Annotated in this window: 13 protein-coding genes; 4 read left to right on the top strand and 9 right to left on the bottom strand. The window is 62.1% G+C overall.

Annotated features, from left to right (window positions below):
- Positions 1–176: 176 nt before the first annotated feature.
- Both ACTJKE_RS07690 and ACTJKE_RS07685 read left to right on the top strand, forming a co-directional pair.
- On the top strand, positions 177–2,003 hold the full coding sequence (locus ACTJKE_RS07690; RefSeq protein ID WP_440637294.1) for a sensor histidine kinase: 1,827 nt from the start codon (positions 177–179) through the stop codon (positions 2,001–2,003).
- Positions 2,000–3,358, top strand: coding sequence for a sigma-54-dependent transcriptional regulator (locus ACTJKE_RS07685; protein WP_058326322.1), 1,359 nt, complete (start codon positions 2,000–2,002; stop codon positions 3,356–3,358). Before ACTJKE_RS07690 ends, ACTJKE_RS07685 begins: the two co-directional genes overlap by 4 nt.
- 87 nt (positions 3,359–3,445) lie before the next feature.
- Here the strand turns inward: ACTJKE_RS07685 and ACTJKE_RS07680 are convergent, their stop codons facing one another.
- Genes ACTJKE_RS07680 through ACTJKE_RS07665 form a run of 4 tightly spaced genes read right to left on the bottom strand, consistent with a single transcriptional unit; the run spans position 3,446 to position 8,747 of the window.
- Positions 3,446–5,047 (bottom strand): ABC transporter ATP-binding protein, encoded by a 1,602-nt coding sequence (locus tag ACTJKE_RS07680; protein WP_440691602.1) that lies wholly within the window; start codon positions 5,045–5,047, stop codon positions 3,446–3,448.
- Position 5,048: 1 nt separating this feature from the next.
- Entirely contained in the window at positions 5,049–6,179 is a 1,131-nt protein-coding gene (locus ACTJKE_RS07675) for an ABC transporter permease (RefSeq protein WP_057248530.1), read from the bottom strand.
- Positions 6,172–7,095, bottom strand: a complete 924-nt coding sequence (gene oppB, locus ACTJKE_RS07670) for an oligopeptide ABC transporter permease OppB (RefSeq protein WP_057248531.1) — start codon at positions 7,093–7,095, stop codon at positions 6,172–6,174. Before oppB ends, ACTJKE_RS07675 begins: the two co-directional genes overlap by 8 nt.
- Positions 7,096–7,148: 53 nt before the next feature.
- Positions 7,149–8,747 (bottom strand): peptide ABC transporter substrate-binding protein, encoded by a 1,599-nt coding sequence (locus ACTJKE_RS07665; RefSeq protein ID WP_057248532.1) that lies wholly within the window; start codon positions 8,745–8,747, stop codon positions 7,149–7,151.
- Positions 8,748–9,515: 768 nt separating this feature from the next.
- Between ACTJKE_RS07665 and fba the strand changes: the two genes are divergently transcribed.
- Positions 9,516–10,559, top strand: coding sequence for a class II fructose-bisphosphate aldolase (gene fba / locus ACTJKE_RS07660; protein WP_058326324.1), 1,044 nt, complete (start codon positions 9,516–9,518; stop codon positions 10,557–10,559).
- 169 nt (positions 10,560–10,728) lie between these two features.
- On the opposite strand, the gene ACTJKE_RS07655 is transcribed toward fba, so the two are convergent.
- The 5 genes from ACTJKE_RS07655 to ACTJKE_RS07635 all read right to left on the bottom strand — a co-directional run bounded on the left by ACTJKE_RS07655 (position 10,729) and on the right by ACTJKE_RS07635 (position 17,022).
- Complete coding sequence (locus ACTJKE_RS07655) at positions 10,729–12,525, bottom strand: ABC transporter ATP-binding protein (protein ID WP_440637288.1); 1,797 nt, start codon at positions 12,523–12,525, stop codon at positions 10,729–10,731.
- Positions 12,526–12,536: 11 nt separating this feature from the next.
- Positions 12,537–13,520, bottom strand: a complete 984-nt coding sequence (locus tag ACTJKE_RS07650) for a glycosyltransferase family 2 protein (protein ID WP_058325075.1) — start codon at positions 13,518–13,520, stop codon at positions 12,537–12,539.
- A gap of 46 nt (positions 13,521–13,566) precedes the next feature.
- Positions 13,567–14,670, bottom strand: coding sequence for a glycosyltransferase family 2 protein (locus ACTJKE_RS07645; protein WP_058324955.1), 1,104 nt, complete (start codon positions 14,668–14,670; stop codon positions 13,567–13,569).
- A 15-nt stretch (positions 14,671–14,685) separates the two neighbouring features.
- Complete coding sequence (locus ACTJKE_RS07640) at positions 14,686–15,885, bottom strand: acyltransferase family protein (RefSeq protein WP_440691600.1); 1,200 nt, start codon at positions 15,883–15,885, stop codon at positions 14,686–14,688.
- A gap of 327 nt (positions 15,886–16,212) precedes the next feature.
- The gene (locus ACTJKE_RS07635) at positions 16,213–17,022 is read right to left on the bottom strand and encodes a MerR family transcriptional regulator (RefSeq protein WP_057248536.1); all 810 of its coding nucleotides are present in this window, start codon (positions 17,020–17,022) and stop codon (positions 16,213–16,215) included.
- A 227-nt stretch (positions 17,023–17,249) separates the two neighbouring features.
- Between ACTJKE_RS07635 and ACTJKE_RS07630 the strand changes: the two genes are divergently transcribed.
- Entirely contained in the window at positions 17,250–18,518 is a 1,269-nt protein-coding gene (locus tag ACTJKE_RS07630; protein WP_093232910.1) for a 4-aminobutyrate--2-oxoglutarate transaminase, read from the top strand.
- The last annotated feature ends 123 nt before the right edge of the window (positions 18,519–18,641 follow it).

The following is an 18,641-nucleotide window of genomic DNA, read 5'->3' as shown; positions in this document are numbered from 1 at the left end:
GGGCGTCGGCGAAAGACGGCGGCGGCCAAACGCATTGTCAACACTTCATTGACGACGCCAGAGACTCGTCAACAATCATATGCCTGGCAGCGCTGCGCTTGTGACCGGTTGCGCCGATGCATAAGATCGGCTCGCGGCATGTTGCCGTAAGTACGCGAGGAGGCGCGCGGACACCTGTGAAATTTCGCTTGGCTCTTGGATTCCTGCTGTTGCCGCTGCTTGCGACCATGCTGGCCTGGAAAGGCTATGCGGTCACGACAGACAGCTATCTGCGCGAGGCGACCGCTCAAGCCACCACCGCTCTCCGGCTCGCCGTCACGGCGCTCGATGGTCACCTCAACCGCTATCAGGCGCTGCCAGCACTGATCGCCGATCACGAGGACGTTCAGGAACTGGTCACCCGCCCGCGTGATCGGCGACTGAGGGAGGCGGTGAACACCTATCTGAAAGACATCAACGCGCTGCTCCACTCCTCCGACATCTATGTCATCACGCCGGACGGCGATACAATCGCTGCCAGCAACTATGACGGGCCGACGAGCTTCGTCGGCCAGAACTTCAGTTACCGGCCCTATTTCCAGGAAGCGCTTCGCGGACAGCAGTCGCGGTTCTATGCGCTTGGCACCACATCGCTGAAGCGGGGCTACTATTTCGGCTCGCCAATCCAGATCGGCGACGAAATCCGCGGCGTTATCGTCTTCAAGGTCGATGTCGAAAGCATCGAAGCCTCGTGGCAGGGTGGGGAATACAGGATCTTCGTTTCCGATCCCGAAGGCATCATCTTCATGTCCGGCGACCCAGACTGGCTCTACTCCTCTATCCTGCCGCTGACCTCAGACCGCCTCGCGCGCACCGAAGCCTCGAGGCGCTACGCCGACGCCACCCTGCGTCCGCTGCCAATGGCAGAGAGCAACGCGTCCGACCACCGCTTCATGACCGTCTCCTCCGGCGGTTCGAGCCGCGAATACCTCGTGCTCTCGCAATATATGCCGGATGCCGACTGGACCGTGAATGTCCTCGTGGATACGGCCTCTGCCTATACGCAAGCTCTGACCACCGTCGCCGCCGCGCTGCTGTTGATCTGTCTTGCGGGCCTTGGCGTGGCCATTATTCTGCAACGGCGTGCTCGGCTCAACGAACGCATCTCCATGCAGGCAGAAGCACAGGTCGAACTCGAACGCCGTGTCGACGAACGCACAGCCGACCTCGCGCGCGTCAATGCCCAGATCGAGGAAGAGATCGCCGAACGTCGCCTGACGGAACAGCAGTTGCGCCGGACACAGGCCGATCTGATCCAGGCCGGCAAACTGGCAGGTCTCGGCCAAATGTCCGCGGCCCTCTCGCACGAATTCAACCAGCCGCTTGCCGCCGCCAAGACCTATGCAGACAGCGCGGCCCTGCTGATCGAACGTGGTCGCTCCGACGAGGCGACCGACAATATCCGCCGAATCTCCGGGCTCGTCGACCGCATGGCGGCGATCAGCAAGCATCTGCGAAATTTCGCGCGCAAGCCGAATGAAAAGCTTGGGCCGGTTCCGGTCGAAGAGGTGGTGCGCGATACGATGGAGATCGTATCGGTTCGGCTGAAGGCCGCAGCGGCGACCATCGACATCGATCTCGGCGATAAACCGCTCGTCGTGCGTGCCGGTTCCGTGCGCCTGCAGCAGGTACTCGTCAACATCATCTCCAATGCGGCCGATGCGGTCGAAGGGCTTGATGACCGGACCATTCGCCTTCGCGCTCGACAGGAAGCCCACAAGGTGGTGCTGACGGTCAGCGATCGGGGGCCTGGCGTCGCGCCGGCGATTGCCGAGCGCATCTTCGATCCGTTCTTTTCCACAAAGGGCGTCGGTAAGGGGCTGGGCCTTGGCCTTTCGATTTCCTATAACATTATCAAGGATTTCGGCGGCAGTCTTGTCGCAACCAACCTAGCGGAAGGCGGTGCCGAGTTCCGGATCGAACTCGCCGCAGAAAACAGCAATGCCCGGGAGGCTGCCGAATGATCGAGAGCCGGATCCTGCTCGTCGACGACGAAGAGGAGGTGCGCCATTCGAGCGCGCAGGCGCTGGAACTGGCGGGTTTCCGCGTCGATCCCTTCGCCGCAGCCGAACTTGCGCTGGAATTCATCAGCTACAGCTTCGCCGGCGTCGTCATCAGCGACATCCGCATGCCCGGCATGGACGGCATGACGCTGCTACAGCGCATCCGAGAGATTGATGCCGAGGTGCCGGTCATCCTCGTCACCGGCCATGGCGACGTGCAGCTTGCCGTGCGCGCGATGCGCGAAGGCGCCTATGACTTCGTCGAGAAGCCGTTCGCGGCACAGATGCTCGCCGGCACCATTCGCCGGGCGTTGGATTGGCGTGCGCTCGTTCTGGAAAACCGCCGGCTGAAAGCCGTCGCCGGAAAACGCGACGACATCGAGCAGCGGCTCCCCGGCCGCAGCCAGGTCATGGTCGATCTGCGCTATCGTATTCGCGCGATCGGCGCAGCCGACGCCGACACGCTGATCATCGGCGATACCGGCGTCGGCAAGGAGGTCCTGGCCCGCACGCTGCATGATCTTAGCGCCCGCGCCAACAGCCCGTTCATCGCCATCAACTGCGCGGCCCTGCCGGAGAACCTGATCGAGAGCGAGCTCTTCGGCCACGAGCCCGGCGCCTTTCCCGGCGCCATCCGCCCGCGCTACGGCAAATTCGAGCATGGTCGCGGCGGCACCATCCTGCTCGACGAGATCGGCTCGATGCCGTTCGACCTTCAGGCAAAATTCCTGCGCGTCCTCCAGGAACGCGTCATCACCCGCCTGGGATCGAACGAAGTCGTGCCGCTCGACGTGCGCTTCATCGCCACCAGCAAGGTCGATCTCGAAAGGGAAGTTGCCGCAGGACGCTTCCGCGCCGATCTGCTCTACCGCCTCAATGTCGCAACGCTTCGGGTTCCCTCGCTCGCCCAGCGCCGTGCCGATATCCCGCTGCTCTTCCTGCAACTGGTCAGGGAATCCGCGGCACGCTATGGCCGCGATGAAGTCGAGGTCTCGCAAGCCATGCTGGCCGAAATGGCCGAGCGCGATTGGCCAGGCAATGTGCGCGAACTGCGCAACGCCGCCGAGCGGCTGGTGCTCGGGCTTGATTCAGCACCGCTCGAGGCCGCGAAGGAAGAGAGCGGCCGGCTTGCCGATAAGGTGGCAGCCTATGAAAAAGGCCTGATCGCCAGCGCCATTGCCGCGCATGGGGGCGCCCTGAAGCCGGTCTACGAGTCTCTCGGCATTTCGCGCAAGACGCTCTACGAGAAAATGCAGAAGTTCGGGCTCGATAAAAAGCTTGTCGCTGCAGATTTCCCGACCGATGGCGAGCTCTAGACGGAGCGGGCATCAAAGCCGCAATGACCGCAAACAAAAACGGGGACGCGATCGCTCGCGTCCCCGTCAATGGTGCTGGCTACCGGCTCAGACGTTGAAGGCTGCGCCAATCAGCGTCTTGGTATAGGGCTGCTTCGGCGCCTCGAAGATCGCGTCCGTCTCGCCTTCCTCGACGATCTTGCCGTTCTTCATGACGATCACATAGTCCGACATCGCCCTCACAACCGAGAGGTCGTGGCTGATGAAGATGTAGGAAAGCCCATGCGAGCGCTGCAGGTCACGCAAGAGTTCGATTACCTGACCCTGCACCGAGCGGTCGAGCGCCGAGGTCGGTTCGTCGAGAATGACGACCTTGGGCTTCAGGATCATTGCGCGGGCGATCGCGATGCGCTGCCGCTGGCCGCCCGAGAACTCGTGCGGGTAACGGTTGCGGGACGCGGGATCGAGCCCCACTTCCTTCAGCGCCTCGGACGCACGGCGATCTCGGTCGGCGCGGCTGAGCTCGGGCTCATGCACGTGGAGACCTTCGGTGATGATCTCGCCGACGGTGCGCCGGGGTGAAAGCGAGCCGTAGGGATCCTGGAAGACAAGCTGCAACGCCCGGCGCAGCGGCCGCATCTGCCCACGATCGAAGTTGGAAATATCCTTTGTCCCGAAGCGGTAGTGACCACTGCTCGGTAGGAGCCTTAGGAGCGCGCGTCCGAGCGTCGACTTGCCCGAGCCGGACTCGCCTACGACACCGATCGTCTGTCCTTCTTGCAGGCGCAGATTGACGTTGTCCACCGCACGGAAGACAGACTTGCCGCCACGGAATAGACCGCCGCCGATCTGGTAGTCGACACAGACGTCACGCCCTTCGAGAATGATCGGTGCGCTGTCGGCCGGCGACGCCTTGCGGCCGCTCGGCTCGGCCGCGAGCAGCATCTTCGTGTAGTCGGCCTGCGGCCGCTCGAAGATGTCAGTCGTCGTGCCCTTTTCCACCACTTCGCCGCGCCGCATCACCGCAACGCGGTCCGCGAAGTGCTTGACGATGCCGAGGTCGTGCGTGATCAGCACGATCGCCATGCCGAAGCGCTTCTGCAGCGACTTCAGGAGATCGAGGATCTGCGCCTGGATCGTCACGTCGAGTGCCGTCGTCGGTTCGTCCGCAATCAGGAGATCCGGCTCGTTGGCGAGCGCCATAGCGATCATCACGCGCTGGCGCTGGCCGCCCGAAAGCTCGTGCGGATAGCTGTCGATACGGCGCCCCGGCTCGGGGATGCCGACAAGCTCGAGCAGTTCGAGCACACGTGCCCGAGCCTGCTTGAACGAGCCGCCGCGATGATGAACGATCGGCTCGGCGATCTGGCGGCCGATCGGATAGAGCGGATCGAGCGAGGTCATCGGTTCCTGGAAGATCATGGTGACCTTCGCGCCGCGCACCTGGTTCAGCGCCTTTGGCGGCAGTCCTACGAGCTCCTGCCCGCGGTAACGCGCGGAGCCGGTGACCTCACCGTTCTTGGCGAGCAGGCCCATGATGCCCATCATCGTCTGGCTCTTGCCGGAGCCGGACTCGCCGACGACCGCAAGCGTTTCGCCGGTTCGCACGTCGAGATCGATGCCCTTGACCGCTTCGACCGTGCCGTCAGGCGTCGAGAAGTTCACCTTGAGGCCGCGAACGGCCAGGATGGTTTGCTTGGTATCTGCCATGTCAGCGATCCTTCGGGTCGAGCGCATCGCGCAGGCCGTCGCCAACGAAATTCAGCGAGAACAGCGTTAGGACGAAGAAGATGGCCGGGAAGATGAGCAGCCACGGCGCCGACTGGATGTTGTTTGCGCCTTCCGAGATCAGCGCACCCCAGCTCGTCAGCGGCGCCTGAACACCAAGGCCGAGGAAGGAGAGGAAGCTCTCGAGCAGAATCACCTTGGGCACGACGACGGTCACGAAAACGATGACCGGACCGATCGTGTTGGGGATGATGTGCCGGCGGATGATCTGCCAATCGGTCAGGCCGAGTGCCTGCGCGGCGCCGACGAACTCGCGCCGCTTGAGCGCAAGCGTCTGGCCGCGCACGATACGGGCCATGTCGAGCCATTCCACCGCCCCGATCACCAGGAAGATCAGGATGAACGAGCGACCGAAGAACACGACGAGAACGACGACGAGGAAGACGAAGGGCAGAGAATACATGATCTCCACCAGTCGCATCATGACGTTGTCGACGCGGCCGCCGATATAGCCCGATGTCGCGCCGTAGACGACGCCGATGCCGAGCGAAACGAGGCTCGCCAGCAGGCCGACGGCGATCGAGATCTGGCCACCGAGCATGACGCGGACCAGAAGATCGCGACCGTTGGAATCGGTGCCGAAGGGGAAGTATTCCCGGTCGACCTGACCGGTCACTTTCAGCGTGCGGCCGTCATCTTCCGTTGCCACCACCTGGGTGTCGCGGAACTCGTTGGCGCGATCGAAATAGCGCGTTGCGCGCGCATCGATCGGCTGTTCCGAGGTGATCGTCGCGGTGAAGGTCTCACCCTCGAGATTGAACTCCTTGAGCGTGACGCGGGCGCGGGTCGCGATGCCTTCCATCACCCCCTGCAACGTCGAAACGTCGGGCCGCGGCTCGAGGCTGGGGGCTTTCGTGACGTATGACGGAAACACCTGGTCATAGGTATGCGGCACAAACAGCGGACCTAAGAACGAGAACAGCGCGATCAGTGCCAGCATCACGCAACCGGCCATGGCGGCACGGTTGCGCTTGAAGCGCATAGCGGCGAGCTGGAAGAGGCTGCGCCCCTTGGTTTCCGGTGTCACCACCGGGGTCTGGACGATATCAGTCATGGCGAACCCTCGGATCGAGCAGGCCGTAGAGAATGTCGACCAGGAGATTGAAAACGATGACGAAGATTGCAACGAGAATGACCGTGCCCATCACCAGCGTATAGTCGCGGTTGATCGCGCCGAGGACGAAGTAACGGCCGACACCCGGAATGGTGAAGATCGTCTCGACGACAGCCGAACCGGTCAGCAGCGCCGCGGCACAGGGTGCGAGATAGGACACGACCGGCAGCATCGCGCCGCGCATCGCGTGGGTCACCACAACCGTTCGCGCAGGTAGGCCGTAGGCCCTGGCGGTTCGGATGTGGTCGGTGTGAAGCGCCTCGATCATCGATCCGCGTGTCAGGCGCGCGAAAACCGCAACCTGCGGCAGTGCCAGCGCAATCATCGGCAGGATCAGGGAGCGGAACGATCCATCACCCCAACCGCCGGAGGGAACCCACGAAAGGCCGACCGCGAATATCAACACGAGCACCGGACCGACAACGAAGTTCGGCACGGTGACGCCGATCGTCGAGACCGACATGATCGCAAAATCGAGAATGCTGTTCTGCCTGAGCGCGGCGATCGTGCCGGCAGTCACGCCGCCGATGAGAGCAAGCAACAGCGCGTAGAAGCCGAGCTCCATCGAATAGGGCAGACCCTTGCTGATCAATTCAGCGACATTGTTGTCTTTATAGACATAGCTCGGGCCGAAGTCGCCGGTCACAGCATTGCTGAGATAGTGCGTGTATTGGCGCCAAAGGGGCTGGTCGAGCTGATATGTCTTCATCAGGTTCGCCATCGTTTGTGGCGGAAGAGGACGCTCGAGGTTGAAGGGGCCACCAGGGGCGAACCGCATCAGGAAGAAGGATATGGTGACGACGATAAACAAGGTCGGCACCGCACTCGCCAATCGGCGAAGGATGAAGGAAATCATGGACGTGCTCCGGAGGCGACGCGCGGCCTGTTACCGCGCGTCGTCTCTGTTCGTTATTCGGCGATGCTCAGGAACTTGCTGAGGTGCTCGTTCGGAGCATTGTCCGCCCAGCCCTTGACGCGGCTGGCAACCAGCCACAGGTCGGCCTGGGTCAGAAGCGGAGCGATCGGCTGTTCCTTCATCAGCAGCGCTTCTGCTTCATGCATCAGCTTCGAGCGGGCTGCCGGATCCTGCTCGTCGTAGGACTTCTTCATCAGGCCGTCGAATTCAGCGTTTTCGAAGTGGCCGTAGTTGAAGGTCTTGTTGGAGCCGACGCTGAGTGCCAGGAAGTTCTCTGCGTCCGCGTAGTCCGCCTGCCAGCCGGCACGGGCAACGTTGAACTTGCCGCCTTCCTGCAGGTAGGCGTAGTGCGAGGACACGTCGAGGTTCACCAGCGACACCTTGGCGCCGAAGGTGTTCTTCCACATGTCGGCGACAGCGGTCGCAACACGCTCGTGGTTCGGGTTGGTGTTATAGCGCAACTCGATATCGAGCGGCTTGCCACCTTCGCCGTAGCCGGCTTCCTTCATCAGGGCGACGGCCTTGTCTTCACGGTCGAGCTGCGACAGCGTGCCGAACTCGGCCTTGGACGGCTCACCGTAGCTTTCGATGCCCGGGGGGACCATCGAATAGGCGGGGAGCTGCGAACCGGCATAGATTTCCTTGGCGAGGAAGTCGCGGTCGACGGCCATGGACAGAGCCTGGCGGACGCGCACGTCGCTATAGGGCTCCTGACGGGTGTCGAAGGCGTAATAATACGTCGCGAGCGACGGCGAAACATGGACCTGATCGCCGTAGGACGTGCGCAGACGCCCGATCTGATCAGCCGAGAAGTTGTAGACGAGATCCATTTCCTTGGCTTCGAAACGGCGAACCGAAGCGGCCTGGTCGTCGATCGGGTAGAAGATGACCTTGTCGAGCTTGACGTTGGCCGCATCCCAATAGTTGGCGTTCTTGACGACGGTCAGGCTGTCGTTCGGAACGTGGGCGGCGAGCGTGAACGCGCCGTTCGAAACCATGACACCCGGCTTGACGAAGTCAGCGCCGTTCTTTTCGACGCTTGCCTTGCTGACCGGAAGCGCGGTCTGGTGCGCCAGCAGTTCCAGGAAGAACGGGGTCGGGCGCTCAAGCGTGATTTCGAGCGTCTTTTCGTCGACAGCCTTCACGCCGAGCTGGTCGGTCGGCAGTTCACCCTTGTTGACCTTTTCGGCGTTCTTGATCGGGAAGAGAATGTTGGCATAGCCGGCCGCGGTCTTCGGATCTTCGACGCGGCGGATGGAGAAGACAAAGTCTTCTGCCGTTACCGGCGAACCGTCCGACCACTTTGCATCGGCGCGCAGCTTGAAGGTGTAGACCGTACCGTCGTCCGAGAGCTCCCACGTTTCAGCGACACCTGGGACGATCTTGGCAGCGGCGTCATAGATCGTCAGGCCCTCGTAGAGGTCCTTGAGGATGAACGCTTCGATGTTGATCGAGGTATGGGCCTGATCCAGGGTTTGCGGCTCACCCGCATTGCCGCGATGCAGGACAGCTTCGGCGAGCGCCGGGCTTGCTCCGATGAGCAGCGAACCGATCAGCGCGGCAGCGCTAAGGTTGAGTTTCAGTGATGCCATTTTGTTTCTCTCCTTCCCCTTGTTTTGGGTTTGTGATCGCAGGAGAGAAGTGCAAATCGTCCTCAAACGCAAGGCGGATTCTGCGGCTGTCTGCATCTTTATCTATAGGACAGAATTCCTTCTATCCTATAGGTTGTATTTCGTTTGCGATTCTTTTCGTCGCCTTTGCGACGGACGTGTGACGGAAGCAGGGCAATTTCGGGAAATCTCCTGCAACGTTTTAGGTCGGCAATTTTTGTCGACAAAACACGGCCGCAGGCACCGTCGAATCATCGACCGTGCAAACTTTGTGAATTTTACCGGCAGTTTACGTAATGTGCGCAAAGAATGGCGCCGTTCGCCGCAATCTTCTTGCGAACCCCTCACTTCATGTAGACAGACTGTTTCCACCGCGCACTCGACCGGTATGGTGTGCAGTACGAAATAGACACGCACAGGTCGCAAATGCGACTCTTGCCCTCCTCCCCTCAAAGGCACCACCAGAAAGTGAAACCAGTTCACCGGAAAGGTGTTGCATCCAGTCCACAGTAAAATCGATTGAAGCGCGTTTCGACCTCTGGCAACCTGCCTTTTGCCCGGTTGTCAAACCACTTCGATGAACTATTGTGCGCCTGACTTCGGTGGGCGCGACCAATTCGCGCGCGCTGTCACGCCGCACGGAAATTCCGGCCATCGCTTGCCTGCGATGATGTTCATGCGGCGCTTCAAGCCGGATTGTTTTTGTGGCGCACCGGGAAGGCTGCGCCGAGCACCAAGGGAGAATACCGAATGGCATTGATCACATTGCGGCAACTGCTCGACCATGCGGCGGAGAACGATTACGCGCTGCCGGCGTTCAATGTGAACAATCTCGAATACATTCAGGCCGTTATGCGCGCCGCCGATGCCACCGACAGTCCGGTGATCCTTCAGGCAAGCCGCGGCGCCCGTTCCTATGCGGGTGATGCGTTCCTGCGCCACCTGATCCTGGGTGCTGCCGAGGAATACCCGCATATCCCCGTCTGTCTGCACCTCGACCACGGCGACCAGCCGTCGACCTGCATCTCGGCCATCACCAACGGCTTCACCTCCGTCATGATGGACGGCTCGCTGGAGAAGGACGGCAAGACCGTCGCCAGCTATGAATACAATGTCGCCGTCACCGCAGAGGTCGTGAACATCGCGCATGCGGCCGGCGTTTCGGTCGAAGGCGAACTCGGCTGCCTCGGCAACCTCGAGACCGGCGCCGGAGACAAGGAAGACGGCCACGGCTTCGAAGGCAAGCTGTCGCGCGAGGAACTGCTGACCGATCCGGACCAGGCGCTCGATTTCGTCACCAAGACCGGCGTCGATGCACTGGCCGTCGCGATCGGCACCAGCCACGGCGCCTACAAGTTCACCCGCGAGCCCGATGGCGACATCCTGTCGATCGAGACGATCGCCAAGATCAACAAGAAGCTGCCGAATACGCATCTGGTCATGCATGGCTCGTCGTCGGTGCCGAAGGATCTTCAGGATCTCTTCAACACCTATGGCGGCAAGATGAAGCCGACCTGGGGTGTTCCGGTCTCGGAAATCCAGAAGGCGATCCCGCTTGGCGTGCGCAAGGTCAACATCGACACCGACCTGCGCCTCGCCATGACCGGCACGATCCGCAAGAACTTCGCCGAGAACCCGGAGAATTTCGACCCGCGCAACTACCTGAAGCCGGCAACCGCGCTGATGACCGAGGTCTGCAAGGAGCGCTTCGAAGCCTTCCGCACCGCCGGCAAGGCCTCCAAGATCCGCACGCTGCGCCTGCCGGAAATGGCAAAGCGCTACGCGGCAGCCTGATCCCGAGGACCCGCACGCTTTCCGCTTACATTATTGAAGCGGGCGGCCTTCCTATGAGAAACAAACCGGCGCGCGGCCCGTGATCATACGGCCGCGCGCCGATTTCGTTTCGATCATCGAAGGCTGGGAGCGGCCAAGCGAGCCGGAGACAACGCGGACAAGGCCCCTCTCAAGCCCGACGCTTTTCCACGGTTTCGTGCTCATAAAGCTGATCCATGCTCAAGGCGGCCACGTCGGCAAAAGCTGTCTGACCTTTCACTTGGCCGCCGCCGAGAATGACGACCTCATCGCAGAACGAGATCGTGCTGCGGTGATGGCTGATGACGATGGTCGTGCGGCGTCCCGCTCTCGATTTCAGCGTCTCGACGATGGCCGCTTCCGATAGCCCGTCGACCGCGTTGGTGGCTTCGTCAAGGATCAGGATATCCGGATCACGCACCAGCGCCCTGGCGAGCGCGACCCGCTGCCGCTGCCCCGCCGAAAGGCTGGCACCTCGATAGCCGACGACGGTTTGATAGCCCTGCGGCAAGCCTTCGATGAAGCCATGCGCTTCGGCCATCCTGGCCGCATGCTCCACTTCGGCTGCGGTAGTCGCCTCCCGGCCATAGGTGATGTTCTCCAGGATCGTTCCATCAACCAGTTCCAGGTCCTGGCTCGCGAGCGCGATCCGGCTTCGCCATTGCACCGGGTCGATCCGGTTCAGCGGGACATCGTCGACGAGAATGTTTCCCTCATCCGGCTCGACGAAGCGGCATAGCAGATTGACGATCGTCGTCTTGCCGGCACCGGACCGGCCAATAAGCGCCGTCGAACGCCCGCCTCGGATTTCGAACGCCGCCGACTGCAGCACGACGTCTCGGGAATCCGAGCTCGGATAGCGGAAAGTGACGTCATCAAATCTCAGCCGCTGCCGCAACCCGCTGAAAGGCTCCCTCCCCTCCGGCGGCCGCGGCTTGCCGGACGAGTCCAACAACCAATGCACCTCCTCCAGCGAGCCGCTCCAGCCCTGGATCTGGCTCCAGGACAATTGCAAGGCACGCACATGCGGCTGCAAACGATAGAGCAGAACCACGAAGGCAACGATCACAGGAAAACTGATGCCGGCAGACCAGGCACTGACGACCACTCCAAGGAAGAGAGCGGAGTGGAGCGTCTCGGTCAGCGGTGGCAGCATGCCCTGGCGGGCCTGTAGTGCGAAGGCGGCGCGCCTGACCGAATCCGACGCCCCATCGAACGCGGCCTTCTCCCGCGCCTCCTGCCCGAATATCCGGATCAGGCGGCCGGCGTGGACCAGGTGGAGCATGCGTGCCGCCAGCTCGCCGTTGAAGGAGGTGACATCGCGGCTCGGCCCCGTGAGGGTTGCGGACAGGACGTAGTGTACGAGCTGCACGAGAACGAGGCCGAGCGCCACGAACAACGTCATCTGCCAGGACAAAAGCAGGAGGAACGCGAGCAGGATGACGGCGGCCGCGCCATTTACAAGGGCCGCAAGTACGGTTTGTATCGCGTCGGATGCTCGCCAGGACTCGTTCGAAATGATGTTGAGCAAGCGCCCGGGATTCTCCTTCATGAAGAACGGGTAGCCGATGCGCAGCAGCTGACCCGACAGTGCGCTTCGGATCGCGTGGCCAGCCTTGCCGTAGATGAAGGTTGCAAGCACCGTGTTGGCAAAAGCCAGGACGTTCTTGAGACAGATCAGCCCAAAGGCAGCAGCGGCAATGACGATCAGCCTTTCGCGATCGTCCAGTCCCGATCCCACCTGCTGGAAAAGAGAGGAGACGCCGCTCAGTGCCGCCGGATCCTGGTCGCCCGCAATGATGCCCAGCATGGGAATGATGAGGCCGATACCGACGCCCTCCAGTGCCGCGCTGCAGAGGCCGAGGACCACCACGACCGGTAGCAGACGCATCTGGCCACCCAGTGCATTGCGCAACAGCTGCAGGCTCGGCAAGAGAATTCTGAACATCGCGGCCGTCCTCAGCGCTGGAGTTGCTCTCGGGCCCGTTGTTCGACCGGGCCCGTTGTCCGCTCGGCGACGGACAGGCTCATGAACTTGAGAGCGCCGAGCAGGTTCATGAAAACGATTGGCCAATGCGACAGGTGCAGGACGGGGTCGAACCGGGGGCCGCCGAAGACTTCCCTGATCGCCGACCGGACGGTCCAACAGAAATGCCGCAGCAACCACGGTGTCGTGCGGATATGCTTCATGCAAAGCGCGCCGTTGCCGAAACTGTAGTTGCGGTGAAGCCTCTCGATTGCCAGGCGGGTACGTCGGCCGTGGTGGTGGAAGACGAGCATGTCGGGGACGTATTCGATCGGGATACCGAGCCTGTAGGCGCGCAGCAGATAGTCGGTGTCTTCGGCCGACTGCAGGGAGGTGCCGGCGCCGAAGCGTTCGTCGAAGGCCCCGACACGCAGCGCGACCTCGCGATGCATCGTCATGTTGCAGCCCAAGACGAAGCCACCCGGATGAACGTCACACGTCAACCGCTCACGCGCGTTCGATCGTTTGATCGTGAAGGGCAGGTCTCTGGCATCTCCGAGTTCCACGCGGCCGCCGCGAATGATTCCGCTTTCGCCGTTTGCGTAGTGGCGCTCCAGGTCAGCCAGATAGTTCGTGTCGATTTCACAATCGTCGTCGATGAAAACCAGAATGCCGCCACGGGCGCGTGCCATGGCCGTGTTGCGCGCGGCAGCGAGGCCCGGTCGGGTATCGATGAGGTGCGTGATTGCCAGCGGGGAAGCGGAAACCATCCGGGCAATGCGCTCAGGCGTGTCATCGGTCGAACCGTTGTCAACAACGATCAACTCGCACCGGCCGGCAGCATGGGCGCCACAAACTGTCTCGATCGATCGGATGCAGGTCTCGAGCGCCGCCGCACGATTGCGGGTGCAGACGATAAAGCTTGCGAAAAGCGCGTTGCGTGCGGGGGGCGACGACGGCCGTGGCGTCTCCACCATGTCGCTGCGTTCCGCCGCTGTCCACTTCAGGCCCTCGACGGTCATGCTAGCGCATCCCCTGCTGCGGAAGGACGCTCGTCGCAGGCACGGATTGCAGATACCGCGACACGGCATCCAACCGGCTTGAAGCAGCCAACGTCATGCGGCTGCACCATGGCACTCGAGCGCCGGCGATTAGGCCATATCGTTCCCGGCGACGGATGAGCCCCCATTTTCTCGTCTGCGACAAGAACTCGTGGGTGAGTTCCGGCCGCCGCTCGTCGCTGACGAGCTGATAGAGAAAATAGAAGAAATTCAGCGCGCCCGCCTCGTATCCGGCGCGGGTCTCCGCAGGAAGCGCCGAGACCCTGGCCTCAAGCGAGAGAATACACGCAGCGGCTCGCCCTATCGTTTCGGACGTCACTGCGAGGCCGATATCATTCAAGGCAGAGGGACCGTCGCAAAGCTCTTCGCGTTCGAGATTTTCGGCGACGATCTGCAAATGCGTGCGGCGCATCTGGCGCTTATGCGTGTTCGTAACGCTGTTGCCGTGAATGCGGTAAGCGATCAGCGCCTCGTCGATCATTACGGCCGGAAAACGCTCGGCAACCCTTCGGAAGAGATCGAAATCCTCCGCATGCACGTAATGCGCATCATAGGTCAGCATATCCTGCGGGATGACGCGCCTGTTGAAGACGACGGTCGAGTGGATGAAGATCGTGAAGAACTTCGACAGCGCCCGCAGGCTCGCCGGCTGATAGATCGGGTTGGGCGTGCCGCGGATGATACGGTCGCCAAGGAGCGTGTCGATACCCGAGCCGCACAGAGCAAGCTCCGGCTGCCGCTGGAACAGCGACACCTGGCGTGACAGTCGCGAGGGATAGGAAATATCGTCCGCGTCCATTCTGGCAATGAGGTCGCCTTTCGCCAGCGTGAGGCCTTCGTTCAAGGTCGCGATCAGACCGCGATTTTCGCGCGAGACGATGGTGATGCGGTCGTCCGCCTGCTGATAGCGTCGCATGATTTCCAGCGAACGATCGCGCGAACCGTCGTCGATAGCGATGATCTCCAGCCGTCGATAATCCTGCTTCAGAATGCTCTCAAGCGCCGCAGCCAGATAGGGCTCGGCGTTGTAGACGGGCAGCAGGACGGAAACCAATGGAACGGTCATGGGCATTCTCGAACGTTATTGCAGATCTGACGCATGAAGCGCATTTTCCCGGCCAGCGGCGTCCGTGCGATAGGTCGGCTGCGGCCGCTCACCCTTTTTCCCCTGCAGCCAGTCAACAGAGCTTCCGGCATTTGGGGCCGATCTACCCCGCCGGTCGCCCGCGCGAAGGTAGGGGAAGTGCCGTTTCAGGGCGTTGAGCGGTTTCTCGAAGGCGAGCCAGGAGACGGCCGCGACGACCAAAGTGGCGGAACCGGCAACGAGCAAACGCCCGAAGCCCTGTTCGGAAACATTGACCGGTATCCACGCCTGCGCCTTGACGACCAGCGCCAGTACGACCGGATGAAACAGGTAGACGCCATAACTGACGCACCCGAGCGCCGTCAGCGGCGGGAGTTCGAGCAGCCTGCCGAAATCGTTGCGGAACCCGGCGGAGGCGCTGCCCACCAACATTGCAAGCGGAACCAGGGGCGAAACTTCAAGGCCGATCCACACCAGCCAATCGGGCACCGGCCCCATTGCAGTCGAGCGCGCCCAAAGGAGGACGAGCGACAGGATGGAAAGCGGCAGCCAGCTGGCCGCCATCCATCGCGGCAAGGCTGTGACATGCGATCGGTGGACGGCCAGGAGGGCACCCGCCGCCAGCGCATCCATCGAGGCCGGCGGCAGCAGGTCGCGCGCGAGCGAGGGGTCGCCTGTCAGCGGCCAATAGAAGCGGTAGGCCAGCGAACAGGCAATCACACCGACACAAAGCCGCCCGAGCAGACGGCGCGGCGTCAGCAGAACGAGAAGCGGCCAGACGATATAGAACTGCTCTTCTATGCTGAGACTCCAGGTGTGGCAGAGCACCCACGGTGTCCACGCGTCCTTGACCGCGTACCAGAAGTTCGAGAGGTAAAGCGCGTGCCAGACCCAGCCTTCCCTAGCGCCTTCCAGGTTGAACAGCCACAGGACGCCCAGCATGCCGAAATAGGGTGGGAAGATACGCAAGGCACGGCGCGCGTAGAAGGATCTGAGAGCCGTCGCCGGTTCGAACTGAGCGGCGGAACGGGCGTCAAGCAATAGCCGCGTGATCAGAAAGCCGCTGAGAATGAAGAACAGCCGCACACCGATGTGTCCCCAATGGGAATCGTCCGCGGCAAAAAAATGCGCGTACAAAACCATGGAAACGGCAGCGGCCCGCAACCCGTCCAACTGACGGTCGCGCGTATTCAACATTGAACATCCCCTCGGAGTTCCGACCCTTGCGGGCCCTGTTCCTTGTGGAGCCAACTCTCTGGTCAGCTACGATTTTTGCCGCGAGGTTGCCATTTGCTTCAAGAGAAGCGTGAAAGGTCTGATCGGTCGCACGACGCATTGAAGGCGGCCCCTAAAACTCTAGGGTCGAATAGGGCCAAACTTTGACCGCTGGGATGGCGGCAGCGCGCCGAGTTCGCCTGCGGGCGGTCGACCGTGACGACCAAGGCGCCGGTCACCGCCGCCCGGCCGAGGCCGCAAGCTCTTGTATTGTTTCAGAAACGAAAGCGCATCAAGTCGGCCGGGGGCTTAGAATGTCGGTGGCGTATTGACCCAAAGAAGGACGGTTTCACCGTCGTGCCGGTTCGTCCAGGCGTGGCGCCTCTTGCTCTCGAAATAGAGCGAGTCGCCGACGCCGAGGTCGTAGAACTGGTCGCTGTCGAGGATGAACTCGACCCGGCCCGAGAGAACATAGACGAACTCCTCGCCCTCATGCCGGTAGGCGCCCTCGCTGGAAGCCCCCGGTTCCAGCACGAAGCGGTGGCAATCCATCTGGTTGCGGCCGTCGGCCAGCAACTGCACGGTGACGCCGGGCGTCGTGCGCGGCCAGGTCCGCCATTCGCCGGCTCGCACCACGGCCCGCGCATCCGCTTCCTCCTCGCCGGAGAGGCTGGAAACGGTGGTTCCGAAGTATTCCGCGATGTTGTGCAGGACGGCCACCGAGACACCCTGCGAGGTGCGTTCCAGCGTCGAGAGCACCGATGCGGCGATGCCAATGTCGCCGGCAACCTGCTCGAGCGTCTTTCCTGCCGCGTGCCGGAGGCTCCTGAGTTTGCGCCCGACCTGGTTATCGCCGCCCTCGCCCGCGCTCGAAACAGCGTCGTCCCCGGCACCTTCCGCTTCCAGCGCCTCGCGGATCGCGGCCGGGTTCAGCCCGCGTTCGACGCGGAACCAGGCGATGCGCTTCAGCCGGGCAAGATCGCCCTCCGTATATTGCCGATGTCCCGTCGGCGAGCGCTCGGGCACGACCAACCCTTGCGTCTCCCATAACCTCAGAGTCGAAGCGGAGACCCCCGCCAGACGCGCCGCCTCGGCAACCTTGTAGCGCACAGCGCCCATTCCAACTTCCCTTTACCGCCCGCCGGCACCGCACGAATCCGTGCAGTTCCGACGTGTCCGCAATCTTACCCGTCACGATTGAGATCTGACAAGGACGCCGCATCAGCGCCCGTGTTGTCTCGATCACCAAATTTGATTTGCAATCGACTGTGAAAGGTGTACCACTTCCAGAATAAACTTGCAGAAAAAATGCAATATATTAACTCCAGACGTGACAGGAACGCGCCATGACCAGCCTCACCGACCGCAAGAACGCCGCCATCTCCCGCGGCGTCGGCATGACCACCCAGATCTACGCCGATCGCGCGGAAAACTCGGAGATCTGGGACAAGGAAGGCAATCGCTACATCGACTTCGCCTCCGGCATTGCGGTCGTCAACACGGGCCATCGTCACCCCAAGGTCATTGAGGCGGTCAAGGCGCAGATCGATCGCTTCACGCATACCTGCCATCAGGTCGTGCCTTACGAATCCTACGTGCACCTCGCCGAGCGCCTGAACGCGCTGACGCCCGGGGACTTTGCCAAGAAGACGATCTTCGTCACCACCGGCGCCGAAGCTGTCGAAAACGCCGTCAAGATCGCGCGTGCCTCGACCGGCCGCCAGGCGGTCATCGCCTTTTCCGGCGGCTTCCATGGCCGCACCTTCATGGGCATGGCACTGACCGGCAAGGTCGTTCCCTATAAGGTCGGCTTCGGCGCGATGCCGGGCGACGTCTTCCACGCCCCCTTCCCGATCGAACTGCACGGCATTACTACCGAACAGTCGCTCGCAGCACTCAAGAAGCTCTTTGCCGCCGATGTCGATCCGGGCCGTGTCGCCGCGATCATCCTGGAGCCGGTGCAGGGCGAAGGTGGTTTCTACCCCGCGCCCGCCGCTTTCATGAAGGCGCTGCGCGAAATCTGCGACCAGCATGGCATCCTTCTGATCGCCGACGAGGTCCAGACCGGCTTTGCCCGCACCGGCAAGATGTTCGCCATGGACCATCACGACGTTGCGCCTGACCTCATCACCATGGCCAAGAGCCTTGCCGGCGGCTTCCCGCTCGCCGCCGTCACCGGCCGCGCCGAAGTCATGGATGCGCCGGCCCCCGGCGGCCTTGGCGGCACCTATGGCGGCAACCCGCTCGGCATCGCCGCCGCCCATGCGGTGCTCGATGTCATCGCCGAAGAGAAGCTGTGCGAACGCGCCGAGCAGCTCGGCGGCCGGCTCAAGCAGCGCCTTGCCGCCATCCGCGAACAGGCACCCGAGATCGCCGACATCCGCGGCCCCGGCTTCATGAATGCCGTCGAGTTCAACGACGTGAAGACCAACCTGCCGAGCGCCGACTTCGCCAACAATGTTCGCCTGATCGCGCTGGAAAAGGGACTGATCCTCTTGACCTGCGGCGTGCATGGCAACGTCATTCGCTTCCTTGCGCCGATCACCATCCAGGACGAAGTCTTCGCCGAAGCGCTCGACATTCTCGAAGCGTCGATCCTCGCGGCGCGTGGTTGACGCCCGACCAGGCGACCGCTAACGCGGTTGCCCGGTGCATAATTCCTCAAATCGGGATCGACTTGAGGACAAAATTATGCAGCAATTCGAAGTGCTACAGCGACTTAGCGCGTCGATTCAAAC

The organism is Ensifer sp. 22521 (assembly GCF_052044795.1).
Taxonomy (GTDB): Bacteria; Pseudomonadota; Alphaproteobacteria; order Rhizobiales; family Rhizobiaceae; genus Ensifer.
Note: the sequence above shows the minus strand (reverse complement) of the source record. Positions and strands in the feature narration are given on the sequence as shown.